The sequence below is a fragment of the Actinomadura rubrisoli genome (genome assembly GCF_004349215.1).
In the GTDB taxonomy this organism is placed as follows: Bacteria; Actinomycetota; Actinomycetes; order Streptosporangiales; family Streptosporangiaceae; genus Spirillospora; species Spirillospora rubrisoli.
Window position 1 is genome coordinate 1 of the sequence record NZ_SMKU01000445.1, and the last position, 6496, is coordinate 6496.

Consider the following 6496-nt stretch of genomic DNA (forward strand, 5'->3'; position numbering starts at 1 on the left):
TTCCCGCTCGGGCCGGGGCTTCCCGTCCCGGGGCCGCCCGTCCCGGGTGGCGCCTCGGGGCGGTCCTCGTGGGGGGTCTCGTCGGGCACGCCGCTCTCTCCTCTTCCGTCCTGCCATCGGCCGCTCGCGGGGTCGCCGGGCCGCCGCCGTGACCGCGCCTCACCAAGGTGAGATGACGGAAAGCCTAGAGGCAGTCGGTGCCCCTAGGCTTTCCGCTCACGCGTCGAACGGGTCAGGCGCGGGTGAACGGCCGATGCTCCACCCGCCGGACGGTCACTCCTGCCACCAGTCCTCGTCGTCCTCGTCGGACTTCTTGGCCTGGCCGCCCTTGCCGTTGGGCGCGGCCTTGGCGGCCGGCTGCTTGGGCTGGGGCGCCTGCTGCGCCGGGGCCGGCTTGGGCTCGGCCGCGGGGATCGCGGCCTTCTCCGGAGGCGCGGCCAGCTCGGCGTCGCCGCCGCCCATGGCCGGTGCCACGCCGCCGATGAGCTGGCGCAGCTGGTTGAGGTGGCTGGTGATGCTGTCGCGCTGCCGGGTCAGCTCGTCGACCTGGCGCTGCGCGGCGGTGCGGACGCGGTCGGCCTCGGCCTTGGTCTCGGCGAGCAGCTGCTCGGCCTGCGACTTGGCCTCGGCGATGACGTTGTCGGAGTTCTTGCGCGCGTTGGCCATGAGCTGCTTGGCGTGCGAGTCGGCCTCGCGCCGGGTCTGCTCGGCCTGCTGGGTCGCCTTGGCGGCCCGCTGCTCGGCGGACGCGGCGCGCTGCTCGGCCTCGGCGACGAGCTTCTGCGTGGCGGCCTGGGCGGCGGAGTGCCGTTCGGCGTCCTGCCGGTCGGCCTCCTCGCGCCGGGCGGCCAGCTGGATCTCGAACTCGGCCTCGGCCTGGGCGCGCTGGGCCTCGCTCTCCTCCAGGATGCGCTGGGCCTGGGCCCGCATCTCGTCGGCCTGCCGCTTGGCCGTGGTCAGGATCTCGTCGCGCTCGCGCTTGGTCGAGGCGCGCAGCTGGGCGACCTCGCGCTCGGTCGTGGTGCGCAGCTTGGCGATCTCGCGCTCGGCGGCGGCCCGCTTCTCGGCGACCTCGTGGTCGGCGGTGGCGCGCAGCTTGGCGACCTCGCGCTCGGTCGTGGAGGTCAGCTCGTCGGCCTCGCGACGGGCGGAGGTGCGCACCTCCTCGGCCTCACGCTCGGCCGCGCCCCGCATGTCGTCGCCCTCGCGCTGGGCGTTGGCGCGCAGCTCCGAGGCGTCGTTCTCGGCGGTGGCGCGCTGCTCCGCCGCGTCGACCTTCGCGGCGGCCTTGATCTCGTTCGCCTCGGAACGGGCCGCCTGGACCAGCTCGGTGGCCTGCTCCTCGGCGAGTCGCAGCAGTTGTTCGATGCGCGCGCCGAGGCCGGAGTAGGTGGGACGTTCCTGCTCCTGCAGCTGACGATGGGCGTCCGACAGCTCCCGCTGCAGGGCCTGGGTCTGCTCGCGTGTCTGCCGGACCTCGTTGTCGAGCTGTTTGATGTGCTCGTCGACCTGGTGCCGGTCGTAGCCGCGAAGCACCACGTCGAACTCGCGCGGGGGCGTGTCTTCAAAGAAGTTGCTGAGCTGGGCGTCGATGTCGGACTGCATGTGGCTCAATCCTGATGTGACGGGGCTACGGGTAGTTCCGGGGACCGGTTGATCGCCTGGCTGAACGGGCGCAGTGCCCCAGACCTCTTCCGGCGAATGAAGCGTACTCCGGACACTGCCGTGTTGGGGGCTCATCTTGACGCGCTGCGTGGTTTGTCCGCCTTTGTGACGTAGCTCTCCCGGGTGCAAGGTGCCCAGGTACCGGCCCCACAAATGCACCAGATGTGTCTGAACGGCTACAGAGCGGCGGTCTGTAACCCACCGCTCCGTGCAGTGATATCGAACATGTCACGATCCGATCGCGCCCGTGCGCCGCCGTGTCGGGAAGATCATGTGGTAGACGGAGCGGGCTTCTGGACGAGTTCGGTGAGCACCCCGTGGCAGTCCTTCGGGTGGAGGAAGTTGATGCGCGACCCCATCGAGCCGTTCCGCGGCGTCTCGTACAGCACCCGGATGCCCTCGTCCTCGATGAAGGCGCTCTCCTCGGCCACGTCTCTGTCCGTGCCGAACGCGATGTGGTGCACGCCCTCGCCGTTCTTGGCGAGCCACTTGGCGACCGCCGAGTCCTCGCGGATCGGCTCGATCAGCTGGAGGTAGCTCGCGGCGCCGTCCCCCGTCTCGTTGATCTTGAGCATGCACTCCCGGACGCCCTGCTCCTCGTTGACCTCGAAATGCTCGTCGGTGAAGCCGTACGTCCGCCGGTAGAACTCGACGGTGACGTCGAGGTCGAAGCAGGCGATGCCGATGTGGTCGATTCGGGTCAGCATGGGCGTTTCTCCTTCGGAGCGGGCCGGACGGGGACGAACCGGAGGGTGTTTCCCTCTTCCTGGGTATGGTGGCAAACGAAGCTAACGCGCCACTTGGAGGACCCCCGAATGACCGCCACGTCCGTGATCGTCGCCGGAGCGCGTACCCCCATCGGACGCCTGCTGGGCTCGCTGAAGGACTTCTCCGCCGCCGACCTCGGGGCGCACGTGATCAAGGCGGCGCTGGAGCGGGCCGGCGTGCCGGCCGACCAGGTCCAGTACGTGATCCTCGGGCAGGTGCTCCAGGCGGGCGCGGGCCAGATCCCGTCCCGGCAGGCGGCGGTCAAGGCGGGCATCCCGATGAGCGTCCCGTCCATCACGGTCAACAAGGTGTGCCTGTCGGGGCTGGACGCGATCGCGCTCGCCGACCAGCTGATCCGGGCCGGGGAGTTCGACATCGTGGTGGCGGGCGGCATGGAGTCGATGACCCAGGCCCCGCACCTGCTGCCGAAGTCGCGCGGCGGCTACAAGTACGGCTCGGTCGAGGTGCTCGACCACATGGCCCACGACGCGCTCACCGACGCGTTCGACGGCGTCTCCATGGGCCAGTCGACCGAGGACCACAACGCGGGGCTCGGCATCTCCCGCGAGGAGCAGGACGCCTTCTCCGCGCGCTCCCACCAGCGCGCCGCCGAGGCCATCAAGAACGGCGTGTTCGACGAGGAGATCGCCCCGGTGGAGATCCCGCAGCGGCGCGGCGAGCCGGTCGTGTTCGCCACCGACGAGGGCGTGCGCGCCGACACCACCGCCGAGTCCCTCGCGCGGCTGCGCCCCGCGTTCAGCAAGGAGGGGACGATCACCGCCGGCTCGTCCTCGCAGATCTCCGACGGCGCCGCCGCCGTCGTGGTGATGTCCAGGGCCAAGGCCGAGGAACTCGGCCTCACCTGGCTCGCCGAGATCGGCGCGCACGGCAACGTCGCGGGCCCCGACAACTCCCTGCAGTCCCAGCCGTCCAACGCGATCCGACACGCCCTCGGCAAGGAGGGCCTGAGCGTGGACGACCTGGACCTCATCGAGATCAACGAGGCGTTCGCCGCGGTCGGCGTCCAGTCGATGCGCGACCTCGGCGCCGACCCGGACAAGGTCAACGTCAACGGCGGCGCCATCGCCCTCGGCCACCCGGTCGGCATGTCGGGCGCTCGGATCGTCTTGCACCTGGCGTACGAGCTCAAGCGCCGCGGCGGCGGGATCGGCGCCGCGGGCCTGTGCGGCGGCGGCGGCCAGGGCGACGCTCTCGTGATCCGCGTTCCGGCTCGCCCCGTCGCCTAGCGGCTCCGGGCCGTCCGGAGCGCGGGCGAGCGCTGCATCGCTTCGCGATCTCCGGGAGGCACATCGCCCGCGGCTCGTTCCTCCCGGAGACCTTCGGTCGCGCTCGCGCGGTGGCTTAGGCGCGCGCAGGTGGGCTTGGACCAGGTCATTGGCCTGCGGGTCGCTGCTGGACGGTGACCGTCTTGAAGCCCAGGGCCTTCAGCATGTTCTCCAGCATCAGCTTGGTGTTGGCGTCGGCGCGCTGGCGCAGGCCGCTCTCGCCCGCGGCCGCCTGGATCTTCTGGCTCGCGAGAACGTAGAGCTGCTGCTGGTCGTTCGGGTTGCCGCTGAAGAAGTCGCCGAAACGGTTGAACAGCCCGCGCTCGGTGGAGAACACGTAGCTGCGCTTGGAGTCCAGGTTGGTCGGCTCCAACTGCGCGGGGGGCAGGGAGAGGGTCGCGGTCGTCCGGTCGGAGTTCACCTTGACCCCGCCCGAGGCGAGCTTGGAGAAGTCCACGTAGGCGTCGACGGAGCCGTTGCCGACGAACAGCGTGCGCTTGCCGCGCAGCGGGTCCGGGAGGAACTTGGCGTCCTTCTCCAGGTCCACGACGACCTGGAAGTTGCCGCTGGCGGCCTCGTAGCGGTGCAGGTCGCGGATCGACTGCAGCAGCGCGGGGCCGCTGCGGTCCTTCGTCTCCTCGGCGAACGGGTTCAGCCAGTGGGGGAACAGCCGCAGCGTCTGCTGGACGACCAGGACGAGCGCGATGGTCGCCACGATCAGCAGCAGGGCGCCGCGCATCCTGGGCCGGGGGACGGGCCGTGCGTCGAGGGGCCTTTCGGGCGCGGGCGTGCGGGGGGCGTCGTTACTCGGTTCCGATCGGGCCATGCATGGGGACATTCCCGGCACGGCGTCGCCCTACCTCACCCGGCGGTCTGAGGTCCGGTCCCCGGACGCGCCGCTCCCCGACGCGCTGGACGCCTGGAACTGTGATCGGGACCATACGGCTCCCTGAAACCTTTCCGCCGGGCCGGCGCGTTTACCGGTCGTGGACATCGTTCGTGCCTTCCGCCTCGTCTCGATCGCCGAGGCGGTCTCGTTCCTGGTGCTGCTGCTGATCGCCATGCCGCTGAAGTACATGGCGGACGCGCCGGCGGCCGTGCAGATCACGGGCCCGATTCACGGGATCCTGTTCCTCGGCTACGTCGGGCTCGTCTTCTTCGTCCGCGAACCGCTCCGCTGGGACGCCAAGCGCACGGTCCTCGCCCTCGGCGCCTCGGTGCTCCCGGTCGCCCCGTTCTTCGTGGAGCACTTCTGGGCTCGGCCCGCCGCTCCCGTCGGCGAGCGCCGTCCAATGACTTCTGTGTGACCGCGGCGGGTCTGGGGGGATCCCGCCGCGGTCACGCAGGGGACGTAAGGGTGCGCGCTTCCCCGATCGTCCGCCGCCCGTGTTTCGGCAGGAGCCTCGGGACGATCTGGCCCGGTGCCTCCGTCCGGAAATCCTGCGGGCCGAGCCGGCATGCCCGGTACTGCGCGAAATGCAGCCGCAACCATTCACGGCGCCGGTCCTCGCTCCAGGACGCGAACCCGCGCGCCGCGCGCGCGTCGGGCACGGCAGGCGGCTCCTCACCCAGGAGCCAGGCGTCCACGAGCGCCCGGTACCCCGCCGAGCCGGGACGTGGCGCCGCGCACGCCGGACCGTCCATCAGGCCGTCGCGTATCTGCCGGACGGCCCGCACCTCGTACCCGGGCGCGAGGTCCTCGTCGACGTGGACGGCGGCGATGCCATCCGCCACCGTGGCGGGCAGCCAGGCCGGGCGCTGGTCCACGCGGGTGAACGCGCCGGGCGTCCCGTTCAGCCGCGCCGCGAGCGGTGTCACCGCCGCCATCAGCGCGGGCAGCGCGCTTCGCAGGGCCGGGTGCACGCAGATGGTCAGCGGCCATTCGCGGCATACCGGCTCCGCCGGCGCGGGCGCCACCGTCCCGCCGTCCGAGCCGTGGAGGCCCAGCGTCGCGGTGCCGGTCGCGACCAGCGCCAGGACCAGCGGCAGGACGACCAGGAGCCGCCGGGTCGACCACGTCACGTACGCCAGGACCAGCGCGGCGGTCACCCCGATCGACCAGGCCACCTGATCGGCGAGCACGTCCGGGCGCAGGGCGGTGAACAGGCGGACCCGGTGGAACGCCGCCGGAGGGAGCAGGCTCCACCACGACACGCCAGGGGCGCGCAGAGCACCCCACAGGGCCGTGAGGGCGAGCACCACGGCCGCCGTAGCCCGGTGCGGGACGGCGCGTCCGGCCAGATACCCGGCGACGATGTGCAGGACGAGCGCGCCCGCGCCCACGACCACACCCAGCGGATGCGGATGGCCCGCCTCCTGCTGGAGCAGCGTGACGACGACCACCACGCCGGTGACCGTGAAGTAGGCGACCAGCCCGGCGGCCGACAGCAGAAGCAGATCGAACAGGACGCCGGTGGCGGGGGAGCGCGCGGTGAGGCCGCGGAGGTAGTCCAGGGGGCGTTCCCGCACCGCCGTCCACGCGGCCAACCCCGAGGCGACGGGCCCCAGGAAGCGCACCGCGTTGACAAGGGCGACGACAGAGTTGTCCCAGTACGCGACCGAGGGCACCAGCGACGGCGCCGTCGCCCCCATCCCGACCGCGGTGAGGACCGGCACCGCCACCAGCAGCGCCGTGCGACGGGCGTCCAGCCGGAGCACCCGCCCCAGGTCAGACACCGGCCCCGCTCCTGGCGGGCGGCCGTATCGCCCGCAGCCTGGCCATCTGCGGAAGCACCAGCCGCGCAGGCCGACGCTTGGCCCCCCCACCACGCTTAGCG

The 6496-nt window shown here is 71.8% G+C and carries 6 protein-coding genes; 2 read left to right on the forward strand and 4 right to left on the reverse strand.

From position 1 onward, the window contains the following. Positions 1 to 273: 273 nt before the first annotated feature. Entirely contained in the window at positions 274 to 1605 is a 1332-nt protein-coding gene (locus E1298_RS42465) for a DivIVA domain-containing protein (protein ID WP_131903048.1), read from the reverse strand. Between the two features lie 329 nt (positions 1606 to 1934). Further along, positions 1935 to 2372 (reverse strand): methylmalonyl-CoA epimerase, encoded by a 438-nt coding sequence (gene mce, locus E1298_RS42470; protein ID WP_131903049.1) that lies wholly within the window; start codon positions 2370 to 2372, stop codon positions 1935 to 1937. Positions 2373 to 2480: 108 nt separating this feature from the next. Here mce and E1298_RS42475 point away from each other — a divergent pair, with 108 nt between their 5' ends. Further along, positions 2481 to 3680: an acetyl-CoA C-acetyltransferase gene (locus E1298_RS42475; RefSeq protein ID WP_131903050.1), complete on the forward strand. Its 1200-nt coding sequence runs from the start codon at positions 2481 to 2483 to the stop codon at positions 3678 to 3680. A 145-nt stretch (positions 3681 to 3825) separates the two neighbouring features. Here the strand turns inward: E1298_RS42475 and E1298_RS42480 are convergent, their stop codons facing one another. After that, a complete protein-coding gene (locus E1298_RS42480; RefSeq protein WP_243726174.1) occupies positions 3826 to 4545 on the reverse strand; it encodes a DUF4230 domain-containing protein in 720 nt (239 codons plus the stop codon). A gap of 160 nt (positions 4546 to 4705) precedes the next feature. Here E1298_RS42480 and E1298_RS42485 point away from each other — a divergent pair, with 160 nt between their 5' ends. Beyond that, positions 4706 to 5026, forward strand: coding sequence for a DUF3817 domain-containing protein (locus tag E1298_RS42485; protein ID WP_131903052.1), 321 nt, complete (start codon positions 4706 to 4708; stop codon positions 5024 to 5026). Positions 5027 to 5057: 31 nt separating this feature from the next. Here the strand turns inward: E1298_RS42485 and E1298_RS42490 are convergent, their stop codons facing one another. Beyond that, entirely contained in the window at positions 5058 to 6395 is a 1338-nt protein-coding gene (locus tag E1298_RS42490) for a hypothetical protein (RefSeq protein ID WP_207945177.1), read from the reverse strand. Positions 6396 to 6496 lie beyond the last annotated feature (101 nt).

Excerpts from the sequence above, each read along its gene's own strand:
- E1298_RS42480 (WP_243726174.1), bottom strand. The coding sequence starts at position 4,545 with ATGGCCCGATCGGAACCGAGTAACGACGCCCCCCGCACGCCCGCGCCC.
- mce (WP_131903049.1), bottom strand. The coding sequence starts at position 2,372 with ATGCTGACCCGAATCGACCACATCGGCATCGCCTGCTTCGACCTCGAC.
- E1298_RS42475 (WP_131903050.1), top strand. The coding sequence starts at position 2,481 with ATGACCGCCACGTCCGTGATCGTCGCCGGAGCGCGTACCCCCATCGGA.
- E1298_RS42465 (WP_131903048.1), bottom strand. The coding sequence starts at position 1,605 with ATGCAGTCCGACATCGACGCCCAGCTCAGCAACTTCTTTGAAGACACG.